Annotated in this window: 17 protein-coding genes and 1 riboswitch; of the genes, 8 read left to right on the top strand and 9 right to left on the bottom strand. The window is 44.5% G+C overall.

Features of this window, described 5'->3' with window-relative positions; all coding sequences use genetic code 11:
• Window positions 1-52: 52 nt before the first annotated feature.
• Complete coding sequence (locus ACNQGS_RS20625) at window positions 53-1,078, top strand: multicopper oxidase domain-containing protein (protein ID WP_491489036.1); 1,026 nt, start codon at window positions 53-55, stop codon at window positions 1,076-1,078.
• Between the two features lie 148 nt (window positions 1,079-1,226).
• Here ACNQGS_RS20625 and ACNQGS_RS20630 read toward each other — a convergent pair whose 3' ends face one another.
• A complete protein-coding gene (locus ACNQGS_RS20630) occupies window positions 1,227-1,403 on the bottom strand; it encodes a hypothetical protein (RefSeq protein ID WP_491489003.1) in 177 nt (58 codons plus the stop codon).
• A 48-nt stretch (window positions 1,404-1,451) separates the two neighbouring features.
• A riboswitch (cyclic di-GMP riboswitch) is annotated at window positions 1,452-1,536 on the bottom strand.
• 232 nt (window positions 1,537-1,768) lie between these two features.
• On the opposite strand from ACNQGS_RS20630, the gene ACNQGS_RS20635 reads away from it, so the two are divergent.
• The gene (locus tag ACNQGS_RS20635) at window positions 1,769-2,545 is read left to right on the top strand and encodes a M15 family metallopeptidase (protein WP_491489004.1); all 777 of its coding nucleotides are present in this window, start codon (window positions 1,769-1,771) and stop codon (window positions 2,543-2,545) included.
• Between the two features lie 243 nt (window positions 2,546-2,788).
• On the opposite strand, the gene ACNQGS_RS20640 is transcribed toward ACNQGS_RS20635, so the two are convergent.
• The 3 genes from ACNQGS_RS20640 to wecB all read right to left on the bottom strand — a co-directional run bounded on the left by ACNQGS_RS20640 (window position 2,789) and on the right by wecB (window position 6,189).
• Complete coding sequence (locus tag ACNQGS_RS20640) at window positions 2,789-3,964, bottom strand: toxic anion resistance protein (RefSeq protein ID WP_491489005.1); 1,176 nt, start codon at window positions 3,962-3,964, stop codon at window positions 2,789-2,791.
• Window positions 3,961-4,617, bottom strand: a complete 657-nt coding sequence (locus ACNQGS_RS20645) for a 5-bromo-4-chloroindolyl phosphate hydrolysis family protein (RefSeq protein ID WP_491489006.1) — start codon at window positions 4,615-4,617, stop codon at window positions 3,961-3,963. Before ACNQGS_RS20645 ends, ACNQGS_RS20640 begins: the two co-directional genes overlap by 4 nt.
• A 423-nt stretch (window positions 4,618-5,040) precedes the next feature.
• Complete coding sequence (gene wecB, locus ACNQGS_RS20650; RefSeq protein ID WP_491489007.1) at window positions 5,041-6,189, bottom strand: non-hydrolyzing UDP-N-acetylglucosamine 2-epimerase; 1,149 nt, start codon at window positions 6,187-6,189, stop codon at window positions 5,041-5,043.
• A gap of 233 nt (window positions 6,190-6,422) precedes the next feature.
• Here wecB and ACNQGS_RS20655 point away from each other — a divergent pair, with 233 nt between their 5' ends.
• The 4 genes from ACNQGS_RS20655 to ACNQGS_RS20670 all read left to right on the top strand — a co-directional run bounded on the left by ACNQGS_RS20655 (window position 6,423) and on the right by ACNQGS_RS20670 (window position 10,712).
• On the top strand, window positions 6,423-7,838 hold the full coding sequence (locus ACNQGS_RS20655; protein ID WP_491489008.1) for a S1C family serine protease: 1,416 nt from the start codon (window positions 6,423-6,425) through the stop codon (window positions 7,836-7,838).
• A 222-nt stretch (window positions 7,839-8,060) separates the two neighbouring features.
• Window positions 8,061-8,987 (top strand): LCP family glycopolymer transferase, encoded by a 927-nt coding sequence (locus ACNQGS_RS20660; RefSeq protein WP_491489009.1) that lies wholly within the window; start codon window positions 8,061-8,063, stop codon window positions 8,985-8,987.
• Window positions 8,988-9,196: 209 nt separating this feature from the next.
• Window positions 9,197-10,018, top strand: a complete 822-nt coding sequence (zupT, locus tag ACNQGS_RS20665; protein ID WP_491489010.1) for a zinc transporter ZupT — start codon at window positions 9,197-9,199, stop codon at window positions 10,016-10,018.
• A gap of 133 nt (window positions 10,019-10,151) precedes the next feature.
• Window positions 10,152-10,712: a glycerol-3-phosphate acyltransferase gene (locus tag ACNQGS_RS20670; RefSeq protein ID WP_491489011.1), complete on the top strand. Its 561-nt coding sequence runs from the start codon at window positions 10,152-10,154 to the stop codon at window positions 10,710-10,712.
• A gap of 84 nt (window positions 10,713-10,796) precedes the next feature.
• Here the strand turns inward: ACNQGS_RS20670 and ACNQGS_RS20675 are convergent, their stop codons facing one another.
• Window positions 10,797-12,299 carry a YifB family Mg chelatase-like AAA ATPase gene (locus ACNQGS_RS20675; RefSeq protein WP_491489012.1) on the bottom strand — a complete coding sequence of 501 codons (1,503 nt, stop codon included), beginning with the start codon at window positions 12,297-12,299 and terminating at the stop codon, window positions 10,797-10,799.
• Between the two features lie 674 nt (window positions 12,300-12,973).
• Here ACNQGS_RS20675 and ACNQGS_RS20680 point away from each other — a divergent pair.
• A complete protein-coding gene (locus ACNQGS_RS20680; protein WP_491489013.1) occupies window positions 12,974-13,219 on the top strand; it encodes a hypothetical protein in 246 nt (81 codons plus the stop codon).
• Between the two features lie 57 nt (window positions 13,220-13,276).
• Here the strand turns inward: ACNQGS_RS20680 and ACNQGS_RS20685 are convergent, their stop codons facing one another.
• The 4 genes from ACNQGS_RS20685 to ACNQGS_RS20700 form a co-directional block, all read right to left on the bottom strand.
• Window positions 13,277-13,717 (bottom strand): ferritin-like domain-containing protein, encoded by a 441-nt coding sequence (locus tag ACNQGS_RS20685; RefSeq protein WP_491489014.1) that lies wholly within the window; start codon window positions 13,715-13,717, stop codon window positions 13,277-13,279.
• 449 nt (window positions 13,718-14,166) lie between these two features.
• Entirely contained in the window at window positions 14,167-15,516 is a 1,350-nt protein-coding gene (locus ACNQGS_RS20690; protein ID WP_491489015.1) for a sensor histidine kinase, read from the bottom strand.
• Between the two features lies 1 nt (window position 15,517).
• Entirely contained in the window at window positions 15,518-16,198 is a 681-nt protein-coding gene (locus tag ACNQGS_RS20695) for a response regulator transcription factor (protein ID WP_491489016.1), read from the bottom strand.
• A 70-nt stretch (window positions 16,199-16,268) separates the two neighbouring features.
• On the bottom strand, window positions 16,269-16,781 hold the full coding sequence (locus tag ACNQGS_RS20700; RefSeq protein ID WP_491489017.1) for a hypothetical protein: 513 nt from the start codon (window positions 16,779-16,781) through the stop codon (window positions 16,269-16,271).
• A gap of 201 nt (window positions 16,782-16,982) precedes the next feature.
• On the opposite strand from ACNQGS_RS20700, the gene ilvB reads away from it, so the two are divergent.
• Window positions 16,983-18,683, top strand: a complete 1,701-nt coding sequence (gene ilvB, locus ACNQGS_RS20705; protein ID WP_491489018.1) for a biosynthetic-type acetolactate synthase large subunit — start codon at window positions 16,983-16,985, stop codon at window positions 18,681-18,683.
• Window positions 18,684-18,770: the final 87 nt, after the last annotated feature.

The following is an 18,770-nucleotide window of genomic DNA, read 5'->3' on the forward strand; positions in this document are numbered from 1 at the left end:
AGGAGTTCTAATGGAGGGAAGAAAAATGGGTAAGTTTACAAAAGTTGCAGCAATGGTCGTCACATCCGCTTTAATTCTTGGTGCTTGTGGGAAAGCTGATCTTTCAGTGGAAAAAAAGGTAGAGGCTCAGTCTGATCAGAAGCCGGCAGTTGAAGTATTCGCACCCCATAAAGACCTAAACCAAAAACCGACTCCGATTAAAATCGACCGAATTGGTGAGCATGAAGTCAATATTGAAATGACTGCCCAAATTACTGACATTGAAATCAATAAAGGCGAAATGTATAAGGCTTGGACATTTAACGGCGAAGCGCCTGGTCCAGTAATTGTTGTCAACCAAGGAGATAAAATTAATTTTACCTTAAAGAATATGGATCCATCCATCCCGCACAGCATGGACTTCCATGCCGTACATGCGGCACCTTCCGCTGATTTTGCGAATGTCATGCCGGATCATACTGGCAGCTTCAGCTATCCTGCTGACAATCCTGGCGTATTTATGTACCACTGCGGTACGAAGCCAGTGCTCGCTCATATTGCGAATGGGATGCATGGCATGATTATTGTGAAACCGAAGGAAGGCTACCCTACTGATTCTCAGGTGACACGCGAGTATGCGATTGTGCAAAACGAATGGTATAAATATAACAACCTTGACGACTTTACGAATGGGGTTCCTAAATACGTAGTCTTTTCCGCCAAGGCCCTTAAAGACGGTGACCCAAATACAAACGGTGCCGTTGGCTCCCTTGTTGACAAACCACTCCTTGCCAAGGTTGGTGACAGAGTGAGACTTTATGTCGACAACGTAGGTCCGAATGAGGTTTCTAGCTTCCATGTAGTCGGAACTGTTTTTGATGAGGTGTATATCGACGGAAATCCATTCAACCACATGAAAGGTATGCAAACCGTGCTTCTGCCAGCAAGTGGCGGCGCCGTGGTTGAGTTCACTGTAACAAAAGAAGGCAGCTATCCAATAGTAACCCACCAATTCAACCATGCTACCAAAGGAGCTGTAGCGGTTCTGAAGGTGACTAAAGACGGACATGATGATGGCAGCGCTGTAATGTCACACTAATATATGTATAGATGTAAAAAGAAATCGGCTGGGGAACAGCCGATTTCTTTTTGTCGTGGCGAGGAATGTGTCGAAAGATTCCTTGTCCCTCTGACATTTTTCATCTTATTTCACCTTAAGGATTTGCTATCTTAAAAGAAACCATTTTTCAGGTTATAGGATTTAGTTTAAATCCAATTTCAATCGCTTTGCTATTATGATAGATGGCTTTAATCTTCAACTTCCACCTTAGCTTCTCGCATAAACAATCCTGCTGTAGCAACTCATTATGTCGGTACAGATAGACATGATAATAGTATTTTCCCTTTTGCCATAATTTTAACACATGAAAACCTCCTCACTTGTCTTTACATAAACCGTTGGAGTATTCGTGTTCGGTAGCTGGCTAGCATCGTTGTTAAACATTAGCCCCTATAGCTTTGCGTCACCATTTTTCAATAGCTTTGCCGTTTCGTACGATTTATGTGTTTGTAAACAGCATAAATAACCTAATTTAAAATGAAAAGAGTCTTGGGTACTAATTTTTTTGAAAATTCACATAAGATTAGTCTACTGACAATATGATCATGCCTTTGTTTATAGGAAAAAGGGCCTCGTTGCTAGTGGGGCTTATTTTTATAAGCATGTTTAAAAGTGGCTTTATTGTGTCCATGCTGTTATCAAATTCATTTTTTAAAAAGGAAGTTTGCGATGGTAAAAATATTTTCTGTGATAACTAGTTTGATGCTTCTCATCTTCCCTTTAACCGGCTGCATGGGGAAAAGCTTTTTTTCCCAGGACGATAAAGGTGTAACGCAGACCGAATCTGATGGTAAGAACAACTCCTCATCTGCTGCCTCTAAGAAAAAGTCGGAACACCGTGAGGAGCAGGTGCAAGAGGTTTTCAACCCAGAAAGTATTCCTGTGCTTGTAAATCAGTACAATATCTTACCTGAAAACTATCAACCTGAGGATTTAGTGTATCCAAGCATCCCGTTTATTTCTAATAAAAAAGCGGAAAAACAAAAAATGCGAAAGGAAGCGGCTGCGGCTATCGAAAAATTATTTGCCGCTGCCGAAGAACAGGGCATCAGTCTTGCCGGAGTTTCGGCCTATCGATCATATACCGCACAAAAGGCGTTGTTCAATTATTACGTCAATCAAGATGGCATTAAAAAAGCGAAAATGTATAGTGCCGAGCCTGGGACAAGCGAGCATGAAACGGGTCTTGCCATTGATGTGACGGCCGGGAACGGAAAATGCCCTGCGGAGGATTGCTTTGCGGGAACGGTGGAGGCCAAGTGGCTCGCGAACCATGCAGACGAGTATGGCTTCATTATCCGCTACCCGAAAGGAAAAGAATCCATCACCGGCTACAAATACGAACCATGGCACCTTCGTTATGTTAGTAAAGCCATCGCCAAGGTTATAAACAAACATGGGATTACCCTAGAGGAATACTATGATGCGGTACCGGTGAATAATTGACACAGGTCTAGGGCTGCGGACAACAGATTTTGGGGTTGTGGGTTGACTCATGAAACGGGGTTGGGCGAGTAAAGCCTATCTTCCGACGAGTAAAACCTCATTTCGAGCGAGTAACTTTTAAAAAGGTATTATTAAGATCTCATGTCTTTTTTTGCGACGATTCTCAGAGCGGTTTAAGGGCAAATTTTGTCTTACAAAAAAATAGCCCCCGCATCCTGAACGTGTCCTTTGCGGGGGCATTTCTTATTTTCCTTTGATTTCAAGGAGCTTAAGTTTTAAGTCGTTTTCCATCGTGGCAAGTTCCTGCTCGGCAATCCGGCGTTTGTGGCGGCCTTCCTCCTGGATTCTCAGCGTCTCCTCCAGTGTGGAGATCAGGTTTTCCTGTGTTTTCTTGAGCGTTTCGATATCGACAAGTCCGCGCTCGTTTTCTTTGGCCGTTTCAATTGTATTTGTTTTCAGCATTTCAGCATTTTTTAGTAGAAGTTCGTTAGTAGTTTTGGATACCTGCTTCTGAGCCTCGACCGCATGGCGCTGGCGGATGAGTGTCAGTGCAATCGCCACTTGGTTTTTCCATAACGGAATGGCTGTGACAATGGAAGATTGAATTTTTTCCACTAATGCCTGGTTTGTGTTTTGAATCAGGCGAATTTGCGGTGCACTTTGAATCGTGATTTCCCTGCTTAGCTTCAAATCATGGAGACGTTTATCGAGCCGGTCCGCAAATTGAATCATATCGTTGACCTCTTGAAACTTCATTTGGTCATTGGTGGATTCTGCCTCTCTTTTTAGCTGAGGGATTGTCTTTTCGTGCATTTCCTCAAGCTTTATTTCACCGGCCGCAATATAGACATTGAGGGCATGAAAATATTCCTTATTCGTTTCGTAAAGCTGTTCGAGCAGCTTAATATCGGATAACAGCACGTTTTTGCTGCGCTCCAGCTTCACGCTGATGCGGTCAATTTGTGCTCCCGTTTTCTGATATTTGGACAGAACTTCCTGAAGCGAGCTGGAGATTTTTCCAAACATCCGTCCAAAAAAGGACGGCTTGCTATCCTTTAGCTCGTCCGGATTCACTTCGTTGAGGCGCTTCATTAAATCGCTAATGATTTCGCCAATTTCACCGACGTCCTTTTGCTGAACATGCTCAAGCATCGCGTGAGAAAACGAAAGCAACTTTCCTTGTGCCTGTGTCCCGTACTGAATCATCGCCTGATGGTTGGTCGGGTCAATTTGTTCAGCAAGCTGATAAGCTTTGGCACGGTGCTCCTCCGGAATAACATCGATAAGTTTTGGCGGTCTTGGGGCTTCTCCAGGCTGCTGGACCACCGGGCTTTTCGCAGGCTGAAGCCCGTCGCCAAACGGGTCAGCGAGAATGTCATTTAAAAAATCACCTTTTTGCAATGGATTATTTTCGGTCATTTTAACCACCTATTTTCTTCAGGAAATTTGGCTTCTTTTTGTTTTTTGATCGTATGTTTGGCAACATCAATTTCAAAATTTAAATGGTCCACGTCATCTGAGACAACATGATATAAATCTTCCTCTAGTACCTTGGTAAGTTCATTCAAGGTCTGTCTTGTTTCAATCAAAGATTGATTAATTTCCAAACTCTTTTTCGGCTGAGCGGATAGAAAGTTGTATTTTTCCGTCAGCTCGATGACTGAGTCCAGGTGAGAAAAATAAAATGGCTCGGCCTGATAAAAACGTTTTGGCTCTTTGATAGCCATCTTTTGAATCTTTTTGGTGATACGAAGAATATCAATTCTTTGCTTTACAGACGATAGGTCGCGAATGCTGAATAGCGATTTATTTAAGCGGCGGATTTTTTTCTGGGCATCCGCTAAATTTTTCCGAATATAACGGTATTCCCTCCATGACAGCTGGTGTTTTTTCAAAAACGTTGAAGTCATGATTGGCCCAAGGATTAAATGGGTTAGAACTCCTGCGACAATCGCAATACCAATCGATGGCAGAAAGTTTATGTTCATAAAGAAAAAGCTGACAAAGCCCGCAATAATGGTAACAGGTACAGCCACAAACGAGCGGAGAATTAACGAAAGAATGGGATTCATTTTAATCGACTCCTGACTTTTCATCACTTCTATTAATACGTATGAAAGAAGTGAATGTTTCATTATTAAATGAATTGCCAACAAATGAAAGTTATTTCCATCTATTAATTCCACAATACATGAAAAAACTCCTGCCCGCTATAGACTTGAATCGCAAACAAACTACGACCTGAGACCTATTTTTTGAGGAAGCGGGTGGTGGTTTTATTTATGCTTGGTATAGTTCCGTCTGGGTCAAAGAAGAAAGTAAATGGCTTGTTGTGAGGGTGTCAATGCAGATGGGCCGCTTTCTACAAGAAAATAGGAATAAGCCACCTTGCCTGCACAATAGAGACAAGGTGGCTAAAAGTTCAAAACCTATAAAAGTTATAGCAGGTTTAAATCTTACTCAATAAATGTCCACGCGTGGAGCCTGACACGTTTTTATTCAATACCAAAATCCCCTGGTCTTTCCACTTGTTTTCCAAAGTGGTAGAGGATTGCTTGGACGATGCGCCCAGAGGCGATGCCGTCGCCGTAAGGGTTTGAGGCTTTAGCCATTTGGTCGTGTGCGGCCGAATCCGTAAGCAGTTCGTCAGCCATTCCGAAGATGGTTTCTTCATCGGTGCCCGCGAGCTTCAGCGTGCCGGCGGCAATCCCTTCTGGACGTTCGGTTGTATCCCTTAGTACAAGAACCGGAACACCTAACGATGGTGCTTCCTCTTGAACACCTCCGGAATCAGTAAGAATCAAATATGCCCGCGAGGCAAAGTTGTGGAAATCAATGACATCCAACGGTTCAATCAAATGAATTCGGTCATTGTCTCCCAAGATTCGACCGGCAATCTCGCGAACAACCGGATTCATATGTACTGGGTAAACGACCTGGACATCATCGTGCTTTTCAACTAAACGGCGGATGGCATTGAACATGTTCTCCATTGGTTTACCAGTGTTTTCGCGACGGTGGGCTGTCATAAGCACCAATCTATCTTTGCCAAGTCTCTCTAATACAGGATGCGAATATTGGCTTTTAACGGTCGTCTTTAACGCATCAATAGCGGTATTACCTGTTATAAAAATAGCTTCTTCCTTCTTGTTTTCCACTAAAAGATTCTGCTTGGACTGAACCGTTGGCGAAAAATGAAGATCAGCCAAAACACCTGTCAGCTGCCGGTTCATTTCTTCAGGGTAAGGTGAATATTTGTTGTGCGTTCGAAGCCCCGCCTCCACATGACCAATTGGAATCTGATGATAAAAAGCTGCTAAACTTGCCACGAACGTTGTCGATGTATCGCCGTGAACCAGCACGATATCAGGTTTAACATCGGCTAAAACTTGGTCAAGGCCTTCCAAGGCCCGGGTGGTCACACCTATCAACGATTGTCTTTCTTTCATTATATTTAAATCATAATCAGGCGTGATTTCAAAAATATTCAAAACTTGGTCCAGCATTTCACGGTGCTGCGCTGTCACTGTCACAATTGACTTGATTTGCTCCGGATGCTTTTCCAGCTCCTTCACGAGCGGCGCCATTTTGATTGCTTCAGGCCTTGTCCCAAACACTGTCATAACCTTTAATTGCTTTTCCATAATGACCTCCATTGTCTGTTCTATAAAGCATTATACCCTTTAAATATTTTTTTGAAAAATTATTGCTAGTTGGCACTAAATCCATTATAACAAAATGCCCCTTGAAATTAAGCCCGCCCTTTCTAACAGCCTTCAAAGTCCAATTTTCAGGTACAAATTCCCATTAATCCTCCACCGAATATATTGCCATTGTTGGTTTTTCAAAAATTCCGAATATAGAGGTGAATCATGCATTGAAGAAGAGGGCCCTATTTACCATTCCGATTAGCTTACTGCTGATTGCGGCGATCGTCGCTTCCTTTGTCCTGATCAACATCAAGCCTGCCAAAGGGAATGTATCGCAAGCCCAAAGGCTGAATGAATACACGAAGCCTGCTGTGGTGCGAATTATTGACTATGCATTGGTTGGGTGGCAGTTTAATGACTACAACCCTGAAGTCGAAGCAGTTTTGGAACAGTTAAAATATCAAACGCTTATCGGTGGATCGGGTTCTGGTGCGATTATTAGCTCTGACGGCTATATCGTTACCAATGCCCATGTCGTCGAATATGGAAAAATGGCAGACCAAGAGGTGGCCGATGCAGCCTTCGAGCAGCTGGTGACCATCATGGCGGACCACTTCCAGGTTGATTACAATACTGCTTATAATTATTTAGTCGCCTATACTCAGTATACGGAGATTAAGCGCGTCACAAAGGTTATTTTACCAGGCGGAGATGTTCTCGATGGGGAAATTAAGAGCTACGGTGCGCCGATTAACCAAGGGAAGGACGCCGCCGTCGTAAAAATAGAGGGAAAGAACCTGCCGACCATCCCGCTTGGTGACTCTAGCGAAGTCCAAAACCAGGATAATATTTGGGTAAGCGGGTATCCTGCCGCTGCCGATTCGGACCTTTTGTCACCTGATTCATCTCTCGTTTCCACCATGAATGCCGGGCAAATTTCCGCGACTGACAAAAAGACCGACCAAGGAAGTCCGGTAATTCAAATTAACGCCGCGGCTACACACGGAAATAGCGGCGGACCTGTCATTAACGAAAAAGGGCAAATTATTGGGCTTCTGACATTCCGTGGCGATACGGTCAACGGTCAAGAGGTGCAGGGCTTTAACTTTGCCGTACCGGTCAATACCGTCAAAGAATTTGTGAACCAAGCCGGTGTCAGAAATACGAAGAGCGAAACGAATCGGCTTTATAAAGAGGGCCTTGAACTGTATTGGGGCGGCTACTACAAACATGCCTTGGAAAAATTCGAAGCAGTCCAACGGATTTATCCAAATCACTCGGAAATAAAGGAGTATATCGGCAATTCTGAGGAAAAAATGAGCAAGAGCAAGATGCTCTGGTCCGATTATGCCACCTTCTTCTATATTGGTGACGGTGTAGCCGGTCTGCTAGTTCTGATTCTTTTGGTGTTCACCTTTGCCGGCGGTTCGAAAAATAGTGCGGCCGCGGCTGTGCTTCCGGCCGCTGGACCGAGTGCGAATATAGGTGGGCAGGGCTCTACGCCGACTGTGCCGCAGGCGCCAACAGCACCAGAAATGAATTTAAACGACCTGAATAAGGACGGCAAGGTGGATATCCACGACCTTCTGATTGCCCTGCAGGAGCAGCAGAAAAAACAAAATAAAGATGATAATGGGGAGTAAACACCTAGTCTAGTAGAAAACTGCTGACAGGGGATACAGTTTTATAAAACTGTATCCCCTTTTATTATGGTAAAAAACCAGGAATCTGTCCTATTATTTTAATCTCCATGAAACTATTAATATATCGTAATTGGATTTTTTTTCTAATGATGATAATATATTGCTAACACTTAACCCACATCACTATCAACTCACTATGAAACTAAATTGGAGGTCCATTATATGGAGGTTCACTCGAGGAAAAGCAGGAAATGGATAAAAGCCGCGGGTATTATTCTCTTACTAGTTTTTGTTGCAGCCGGAGTTTATGGGTATATGGTTTATCACTCACTCAAAGAGGCTGTAGTTACCATGCACCAGCCGGTTAAACGAACCGTGCCGGAAAAACGGGAACAGCCAGTTGCTTTGGAAAAAAAGGAGCCATTTTCTGTGTTAATGCTCGGTGTTGATGAACGAAAAGGGGACAAAGGCCGTTCCGACACGATAATCGTATTGGCAGTTAATCCAAATACCAATTCTGTTAAAATGCTCAGCATTCCGCGGGATACCCGGACCGAGATTGTTGGAAAAGGAACAGAGGATAAAATTAACCATGCCTATGCTTTTGGCGGAATTCCCATGTCCATGGCTACCGTCGAAGGATTTCTTGATATTCCAATTGATTACTATATGCAGATCAATATGGAAGGCTTTCAGGATATTGTCGATGCGGTTGGAGGTGTCAAAGTCTATAATGATTTTGATTTTTCCCAAGGGGATTTCCACTTTCCTATAGGAGAAATAAACCTTAATGGCGAGCAGGCTTTAAATTTTTCAAGAATGAGGTATGAGGACCCCCGTGGTGATTTTGGCCGGCAATTAAGACAGCGTCAGATCATTAAAGGAGTAATTGATGAAGGCATGAGCCTAACAAGCCTGACAAATTTCTCCTCCATTTTTGAAGCAATTGGAAAAAACATAAAAACGAACCTAACCTTCGATCAAATGGCAGACATCCAAAAAAATTATAAAGACGCAGGAAAAACGATTCAGCAAATGGAAATCAAAGAAACCGGGGCAATGATCAATAAAATTTACTATGGACTGGTCTCACCAGAAGAAAAGACAAGAATCCAAACCGAACTAAAGAAACAATTGGAATTACAATAAAGAAATACAGCAGAAACACCCGACTGGCTAAATGGGCAACTTACCCCATTTAGCCAGTTTTTTTGATGCATGGGGACGGTTCTTCTGCCTCACAAAAGGAAACATTTCTGGGTTCGCGCATATAAAAATATAACTGTTTTTATGTTATTTTGAAAAGAAAGAAAAACATCGAGAAAGATAAATTTGTTTTTATAAAGGGAGGAAAAAAGGTGACTCAAAATCTGCTACTGGCCTTTGGGTTAACTTTATTTGCCGGCCTTGCCACTGGGATTGGCAGCATACTTGCATTTTTCACCTCGCACACGAATACAAAGTTTCTTTCGGTCACCCTTGGATTCTCCGCGGGTGTCATGATTTATGTGTCCATGATTGAGATTTTTGCGAAGGCAAAAACGGCACTAGTGGATGCCATGGGACCCGTTCCTGGCAACTGGCTGACCGTCGGCGGCTTCTTTGCGGGGATGCTTTTGATTGCCAGCATCGATAAATTTATTCCAAAGCAAAGCAACCCGCATGAACTTCGGACGGTCGAGGATATGTCCGGTTCTGGAGGGGCAGTTGCAGCAGCCGGAAAGAAACCAGACTTACTAAAAATGGGGACATTCACGGCCCTTGCGATTGGCATTCATAACTTTCCAGAAGGGATTGCTACCTTTACCTCTGCCCTCCAGGATCCAAAGCTCGGAATCGCCATTGCTGTGGCCATTGCCATTCATAACATTCCTGAGGGAATTGCGGTTTCTGTTCCGGTCTATTTTGCCACCGGCGATAAAAAAAGAGCGTTTAAGTTGTCCTTTCTTTCGGGGCTGTCTGAGCCGATTGGGGCACTAGCTGCTTACCTATTCTTAATGCCCTTTCTGAACGATATTATGTTTGGGGTTATCTTTGCCGCCGTAGCCGGGATTATGGTATTCATTTCCCTTGATGAGCTGCTGCCAGCCGCCAAAAGGTATGATGAAGCACACCTGTCCATCTATGGGTTGATTGGCGGGATGGCTGTAATGGCGATTAGCCTGCTTTTGTTTATATAGATATATAGGGTTCGGTTCCTTGAGACCGAACCCTATTAACATTTTAAGCACATATCCGCTTTAAATAAATCTCCGTCCAAACAATAGATACATATTATAATATTAAAAAGTACATGTATAGGCAGTGATGACAATGGTCTGGTTGTATTATCTTGTTTCTTATATCGTTGGTAATATCATGTTCGGCTACTTGGTGTCCATGTTGTTGAAAGGGCAAGACATCCGGGAGCAGGGCAGCGGGAATGTCGGAGCAAGGAATGCTGGGCGTGTTTATGGAAAAAAGGCCTTTGTTCTAACTTTTCTGGGTGACGCTTTGAAAGGGGCAGCAGTGGTACTTGCCGGGCGGTATTTGCTGCAATTTTCGGAGACGGTTCAATTGTTAGGTCTGGTGTTTGTCATTGTTGGCCATCTCAAGCCGGTTTTCCTTAAGTTCAAAGGCGGTATGGGAATTTCGACCTTTATCGGCGGAATGATTGCGTTCGAACCTCTGACAGCACCCGTAATTGTTCTCGCATTTCTCGTACTCTATCCTTTTTTAAAAAGCTTCACTTTCGCAGGCTTGGGGTCGTTCCTTTTTATTCCTGTGTTCTTGGTATTCAAAATAGATAATTGGGTTATACCTGCTATTGTATTAGGCGTTATTTTTCTACTAATCCTGGTCCATATAGAAAACATTAAGGAGAGGATTAAATGAAAACTCGCCGATTGGCGAGTCCGATAGGACGAAGACAGAGGCGTAGTTGAATTTATACTTTCTTATTAGCTAAAAAATAGTTCATCATTTCAATTTCCCGTTGTTCAAGCGAATAGCTTCTGCGATGCTTTGGTCGGTGATGCAGGGGCTTCTTTCGAGGTCGGAGATAGTCCGGGCGAGGCGAATGATTTTGATTTGGGCTCGGTTGCTGAGCCCCTTTTTGTTTAATAGATTATTTAGGGTTCGCTGCTGCCCCTCTGTCAGCGGGCTTGTTTTCATAAGAGTCTCATATGGAACCCTGCTGTTGCAAATCTGCTTTCCATAACGGTTATACTGCCTTAGCCGTGCCTCCTCAACTCTTTTACGTACCGCCTCTGAGGCTTCTTCCATCTTCCTCTCCGCCGCTTCAAAATCAACCGGTCCCAAGCTAAGGTGAATATCAAACCGGTCACGAAGCGGGCCAGATAGCTTGTTTTGATAAAAATGAACCTGCTTTGGCGAACACGTACAATAATGAGTGTTTGACCCAGCGTATCCGCATGGACAGGGATTCATCGCCGCAATCAAAATAAACGAAGCAGGATAGGTAATCGTTGCATGCGTCCGGCTGATCGTAATTTGGCCATTCTCAAGCGGTTGCCGCAGCATGTCCAATGTCTTTTTCGAAAATTCTCCGATTTCATCTAAAAACAAAACGCCGCGGTGGGCTAATGAAATTTCCCCTGGCTTTGGATACTGGCCGCCTCCAATAATGGAAACGCCCGATGCGGAATGGTGAGGATTGCGAAACGGCGGCACCTTCGACTGAGGATGGTCTACCCTGCCCAACTGATATAGGCTCATGACTTCAAGCTGTGCTTCTTTCGTTAGCGCCGGCAATATGGAAGGAAAGCTCCACGCCAGAAGGCTTTTCCCGCAGCCTGGAGGACCCGTCATCAGCACATGATGCTCTCCGGCAGCCGCAATTTCCAAGGCATGCTTGGCTTTTTCATGGCCGATAACCTGTCGAAGATCCATATAATCTAAATCACCATTACCAGTCTCATCAATTATTTTCGAAAAAGCGGACGGCTGCCACTGACCAGATAAATGCCCAATTACATCCTGCAATGAATCAACATAAATAAGTTCTATGCCTTCCAAGTCAAGAAGTGGAAGCCGTTCATCCAACGGTATGTAGAGCCTTCGCAGCCCAAGCTTCTTTGCTGCAAGAATGGCAGGCAGCAATCCATCGACAGACTGAACCGCTCCGTCCAGCGATAGCGCCCCAATAAAGCCCACTTCCTTCGGAACTGAAACCTCTAACTCATGAAGGCTCATCAACAACCCAATTACCATCGGCAGGTCAAACATCGCCCCCATTTTCTTTTGATCGGCCGGTGAAAGATTGACTGTGATTTTTTGCCCATGAAAGGTGTAACCCAAAGAACGTAGTGCCGCCATGATCCGTTCCTTCGATTCCTTCACAGCCGCATCCGGCAGGCCGACAATTTTAAAGGAATCATTCCCGATATAGGTGCTGACCTCGACATTCACCCGATAACCTTCCATACCTTTTAAACCAACACTTGTTACGCATGCCCACATGACTTGCCCTCCTCTGCCAAAGTAGATTTTTCCTTTTTTTAAGGCTCAGTTATTATTCATTGTTGATTTTCGTGTAGGTATGATAATTCATAGGCGGAGAAATTCCGGCTATTATATAGAGAGATTGCACATGAAGCAGATATAAGCGGAGAAATTCCGGTTAACTGCTCTAAATAAGACAAAATTTAATGAATTGGATAATATAAACGGAAAATCTTCCTTTATTTTCAAGGAAATAGGGGTATTTCCCAATTTAAACGGAATTTTTCCGTTTATTTTCAAACACAGTGAAATCAACATTAAGTTTTAACAGAGCTTTTTTTAAAGAAAATTTATCCGTACAATCGGTTTTTAGTTAATTTTGATAGTGTTCTAAAAACGGGTCAGGTAAATAGGATTTGATGGGCTGTGCATCTATAATGAGGGTTTTTCAGCGGAAATGTAGGACTTGTAGCTGCTCCATGGACACGCGCCTTCCGTGCCATTTTTATCACTCCTCCATTTTTCGTTATGAGTTGACCTTTTTATTATACAAGTATTTTCTTGGATAGTTTTGGTTTCTAAAAAATGTAACAAAAAGTTCAAGTCTCCGTTGTAAACTGTTCGTAATACATAAAAAGTCCTACTTGAAAATAATTATTTTATAAGGGGGGATATTTCTGAATGCAATAAGATTGCTTCAAAGGCTGGTTGGTGCAGCACTCTTGATTTTGGGTATTTACCTTATTTTTGGAACGCAAGAGTTCTTTGGGACCATATTGATTATCTTGGCTTTATTAATTTTTCCAAGCATTAAGAAAGAAAAATCCTCTGGCCATCACCATGATGATAGAGATTATTTACATGATACCGCTAATGATAACGATAATAATTATGGCAGTTCCGACAGTGGAGGCGATTCAGGTGGCAGTGGGGACTAATCATGTTCCATCTAGCAAAATGTCCCCGGTAAGGAAACTGCTTACCGGGGACATTTTTCATTTTCTTTTTGAAAAAAAGTACAAAAACCACACCGCATGATTCTGTTCGTCCGCTGCTGCCCTTCGAAAAACCTCTCTAATAAATGGATCGTTAGCGGTATCGGAAATTTCCATATAAAAATCGACTGTTTTCTGTTCATCCACCAACGCAATCTCCAGCCCATTCACGTAATTACCGGGACATTCCTCGATAATTTTCGGCTGCGGAGGCTGCCCCGTTAGTCTTCGGTATATTTCCACAAACTGCTGATAATGTTTGATTTCATCCTGGCGAATTTCCAGGATTCGCTCTCGCTCTCCCTTGTTAGAAGCCAAATTGGCCAGCTTGGCATAACAATCAATGGCACTGTACTCCCCATTGATCGCCCTTTCCACTTCACCTATCAATTTATTGCCTTGCCGGTTTATCGCGTCAAGGTAATTTGAATAAGGATACATAGAAAAAACCTCCCACCCATTCTTATGTAATATCCTATGGGTGGAGGGGGGATTGGTGAATGGTTATCATAGCTTAGCAACTTCAACTTAAAAAAGCCAAGGAAATTTGCGGTGTTATTTCTACAAAATTTCCTGGGAAAACTGCAAGATTCGACGCCTAGGGATGACTTTTTTGGCGCTTCTTGGCTGGGCGCCCGCAGTTAGTTGAGAGCAAGTTGGCTCTGTCGAGAGTATTTATCCTTTATGCGAGAGTAAACCGGCTTTATCCGAGAGTATTTGATCCCTATCCGAGAGTATTTGATCCCTATCCGAGAGTAACCGTCGTTTATTCGAGAGTAACAGGACTTAACGACAATTAAAGTAGGTTATCCGACAGTTACGGTCCCTTATCCGACAGTAAACAGGACTTATCCGACAGTTACATTCCTGCAACTGTCAATTAAAGCTGCTTACTCCATCTCATGTAGGGTAATTCGGAATACCGCTCCGCCCAGTTCCCCATTACACGCCACAATTGAGCCGCCGTGCCCTTCAACAATGGCTTTGGTAATGGCCAAACCGATTCCCGAGCCGCCAGCATCACCACTGTAAAAGCGCTGGAATACTTTTTCAACCTCGCCGTGTGCAAAGCCTGGGCCGTCGTCACGGACTTCCATCACTAGCGTTAATGTCCTTCCATAATCCTCCCCCATAAAAGCCGCTTTCACTCGCACCTCCGATTCGGCATAACGAATGGCATTCCCAAGTAAATTTATCAACGCGCGCTTCAGTTTTTCCTGGTCTACCTTCATGATTCCCGAAGACCCGGTTTCCACCTCAATCCTTACACCCCGCTGATCCGCAAGGGCCGCAACGCTTTCAACCGCCTCCTGAATCAGCTGCTCAAGCGGCCACTCTTGAAATTTAAAGCAGTCCTCCACATTCTCCAGCTTCGCCAAATACGTAATGCCCTCCACAATCCGCTTAAGGCGCTGGCTTTCGGCGATGATGACGTTCAGGCTTTTGTTTACGTCCTTGCCCTTCACCACGCCATCCAAAATTCCCTCGGCGTTTCCCTGAATCGCCATCAACGGTGTCTTCAACTCATGCGAGGCATTTTGAAAAAACACTTTTTGCTCCTCATCATACTGTTTAAGCTTGCGCGATAAGGCGTTGAAGCTGTCGGCCAATTCTCCAATTTCATCCCCTGAATTTAACCTGATTTCCTGGTCCCGGCCTCTAAGCGAGAAATTTTTCATATGCTCCGTTAAGTTTCTGAGCGGCCTTGTTAAACCTTTTTGAAAAATAAACCCTAATACAACCGCAATCACGGCGGATATCAACAAACTGAACAACTGGGATCGTCGCATCAAACGATTTACCTTCTGCACTTCATCAAGTCTCGCCACAAGGGTCACGTATCCAATCGTTTTCCCATTTTCCGAAGTGACAGCCAGCGTTTCCGAGACAAAGTTCCAGCCAGGATCCTTACTTTCCCCCAGGACATCGTCCAAAGAAACCCCTCTTAAATCCGAATAAATAATGTCCCGATCCCTCGTCCAAATTATCATTTTCGAAGACATTAACCGCTCCGTTACCGCCAGTGCCCGGCGGTTCATTAGTTTTTCACGAACTGCTTCGCTTGAAAAAGAAGACCTGCTTAGCACCTGGCTGATTACTTTCGCTTCCTTCTTAAGCTGCACCTCCGTTTCCTTCAGCAAGTACCGCTGCGATAGGAAATGAAATGTAAAGCTAGTAATCAAAAAAATGCTGATAATTAATATAAAATACGATAATAACAACTTTGATCCAATTTTCATCCTACTCATCCAGCCTGTACCCATAGCCCCAGATTGTGGATAGCTCCACGGAAGATTGGTGTTGATCTAATTTCTTACGGATCCGTTTAACCAAGTCGTCAATCAGTCGACCGTCTCCTGCATATTCGTAACCCCAAATAAACTCAAGAAGTTCATCCCGGGTAAATGGCTTTCCTTTTTTCCGGGCCAGAAACACAAACAGTTCATATTCCTTTGTAGTCATCTTGATTTCCTGCCCGTCTTTTTCTATGTATCTTCTTTCGGGGTCTATCGTGACGTCCCGGATACTTAATGTTTGCTTTGTTACGATGGCCATTGATTTTTCCAGCCGTTTGAAAATATTCTTCATCCGTACTATTAGTTCTCTTGGACTGAATGGCTTCGTTAAATAGTCATCCCCGCCAAGCTCAAGCCCGAGAATTCGGTCGAATTCGCCGTCCCGTGCCGAGACAAAAATAATCGGTACATCACTGGCGGAGCGGATTTTTTTACAAAGCTCAAGTCCGTCGAGATGCGGCATCATGATATCAATCACCAGCAAATCAGGGTTCAGCCGCAACATCTCCTCATAGACTTGACGGCCGTCGGAAAACAGCGTTACCTTGTAGCCTTCATTTTCAATATATTTTTGTAAAATGTCTTGGATATTCTGCTCATCATCCACAACAAAAACATGCTTCATCGTACGGTTCACCTCACTTTTCAATTATATAATAAAGAAGGGACAGCGAAATACACCATCCCTTTTACCTTTATTGAAAAATGGCTATTAATTTGTCCAGCTCGGCGGCAATTTGCTTTAATTTTTCATTCACTTGCTGCTGGGTGGCAATTACCTCTTTAAAGGCCTCACTTCCATTGCCATTTTTCACAGCATCCTTTAAGGATTTCCGGTCGCTTCGGCCATCCTTCATAAGAGTTTTTAATTCCTTGTTCATTGATTTTAATTGCCGCTTTACATCCTTGGCCTGCTGAAACTTCTCTTTATTGCCGTTATTTTTAGCTTCCAGCACCAAGTCCAACAGCTGGTCCTTTTGATCAACGATTTGTGACCTCAGGCTCAGTCGTTCCTTTCGTTGCTGGTTGATTTGATGAATTTGGTCTTTATACTGGCTGGCCAGCTCAAGCTTCTTGCCAAGGTGACCGCCTGAGGCTTTCGTTTCCACTGATTTCGGATTGCTGGCGGCTGCAGAAACGCTTTGGATTCCATAAGCGCCTCCTAAAAGCGTGAGGGCGGCAACACCTGCAATTAGAGTCTTTTTCATTTTCTAACACTCCTTTACTTGTTTCTAATCTAAGTATAGACAAAGGGTTCGGGATAATTTTGGGAGAACTGTGTGAAAAGTGTGTGAAAATGGGCCAAGGCTCTTTTTTTAAAAAAACACCCACCGTTGATGTAAATCACATACTTATTTTGACTGATAATTTAAACTATTTAAAAACTGTGAAATCAGGTGAATATTTTGTTGAAGGAAGTTTTTAAAGTAGATTCGTTTATGGAGACGCTTCATGAACTAGGAGTGGAATGTGTTTTTGGCTGTCATAATGAGGGGGTTTTACCTGCTGAACATTCGGATATACGCTGCATACAACTGCGGCATGAACAGGCGGCCGTTCACGCTGCCGACGGTTATGCCCGCGCTACTGGTAAGCCCGGAGTAGTCCTGATGACAACGGCCGCCGGGGTAACAAGCGGAATCACCGGAATTGCAACCGCCTATAGTGATTCTGTCCCGATCGTTGTTATTGCCGGGCCATTTTCAGCTAATCTATTAAACGGGGAATCCGCCAAAGAATTAGATATCGCTGGAATTACGATGCCGATTACCAAGTATTCTTTTAAAACTGGGGCGGGGCAGCTGCAAGATGTACTTGATAACGCCCTAAAGCTTGCCGTTGAGGGACGCCCCGGGCCGGTCTTGGTGGAGTTGACTACCAAAAGTGTGACGATGGGCGCCGAACGGATGAGCCATAGCCGCGCACCAAGAGGCGAAAGGACTAATGAAGCGGGCAGGAAATCTATTAATCATGCGAAGGAATTAATTGAAAACGCCAGGAAGCCGGTGCTTTTTGTCGGCGGCGGGGTAATTGCTTCGGGGGCTGCCAGCCATTTACGGGAAATCGCCGAGCGCTCGCGGATTCCGGTTGTTAGTTCAATGCTCGGGATTGGTGCGATGGATACGGGGAACCCGCTGTTTTTAGGGATGCTTGGGATGCACGGAACGTATGCCGCCAACAAAGCGGTGCACCACTGTGACCTGCTCATCTCGATTGGAGTTCGGTTTAGCGACCGCGTAACGGGTAAGGTGAGCGGCTTTTCGCCAAAGTCGAAAAAAATTCACGTGGACATAGACCCGGCCGAGATCAATAAAATCATTTCCGCAGACCTGCCGATTGTCAAAGACGCCGCTGAGTTCCTTTTTCAATTAAAAGAGGAACTGGATTATGAACAAATCAGGGCAAACGGCGAAATTTGGGTAAATGAGGCGGCGGATTGGAAGCGGACGGTGCCGCGTTTTGAGAAGTCGAAGAGCGTTTTGAGCCCGCAGACGGTGATTCGCACGCTGGACGAGTTTTCTAGAGAGGACACAGTAGTGGTGACGGATGTCGGGCAGCACCAGATTTGGACGACGCATCATTATCAGTTTACGAGACCGCGCACGTTGGTGACGTCAGGCGGGCTGGGCACGATGGGGTACGGACTGCCGGCGGCGATTGGGGCGGCTGCTGGGGTGGCAGGTACTGCAGCTGAGGTCTCCGGGGCCGAGCGTTCGCGTTCTGGGACACCCGTTTTGTGTGTTTCCGGTGACGGCAGCTTTCAAATGAATCTGCAGGAGCTAATTACGGCTGTCAGGTACCGCCTGCCAATCAAGATCGCGATTTTGAATAACGGTTATTTGGGCATGGTTCGCCAGTGGCAGGAGTTGTTCTATCATGGCCGCTATTCCTCTGTAAAAATCGGCTCGCCGAATTTTGCAGGAGTGGCCGAGGCCTATGGTGTGCCAGGGTATCGGGCTCGAACCGAGGAGGACGCAAGGCGGATTATAGCGGAGGCTATGCGTCTGGATGGACCGGCGCTGATGGAGTTTGACGTGGTTGAGGAAGAGAATGTCTACCCGATGGTTCCGCCAAACCACAGTAATCATCAGCTGATTTTGTCGCGGTGAGGATGGATGTCATTGGACGTCTTTTTATCCAATGACATCCCAGCCCTAAAATGACCTGAGTATGTTTCGCTCTCCTCTTTCTCGATT

This window comes from Neobacillus sp. PVCKKU3 (assembly GCF_058323225.1).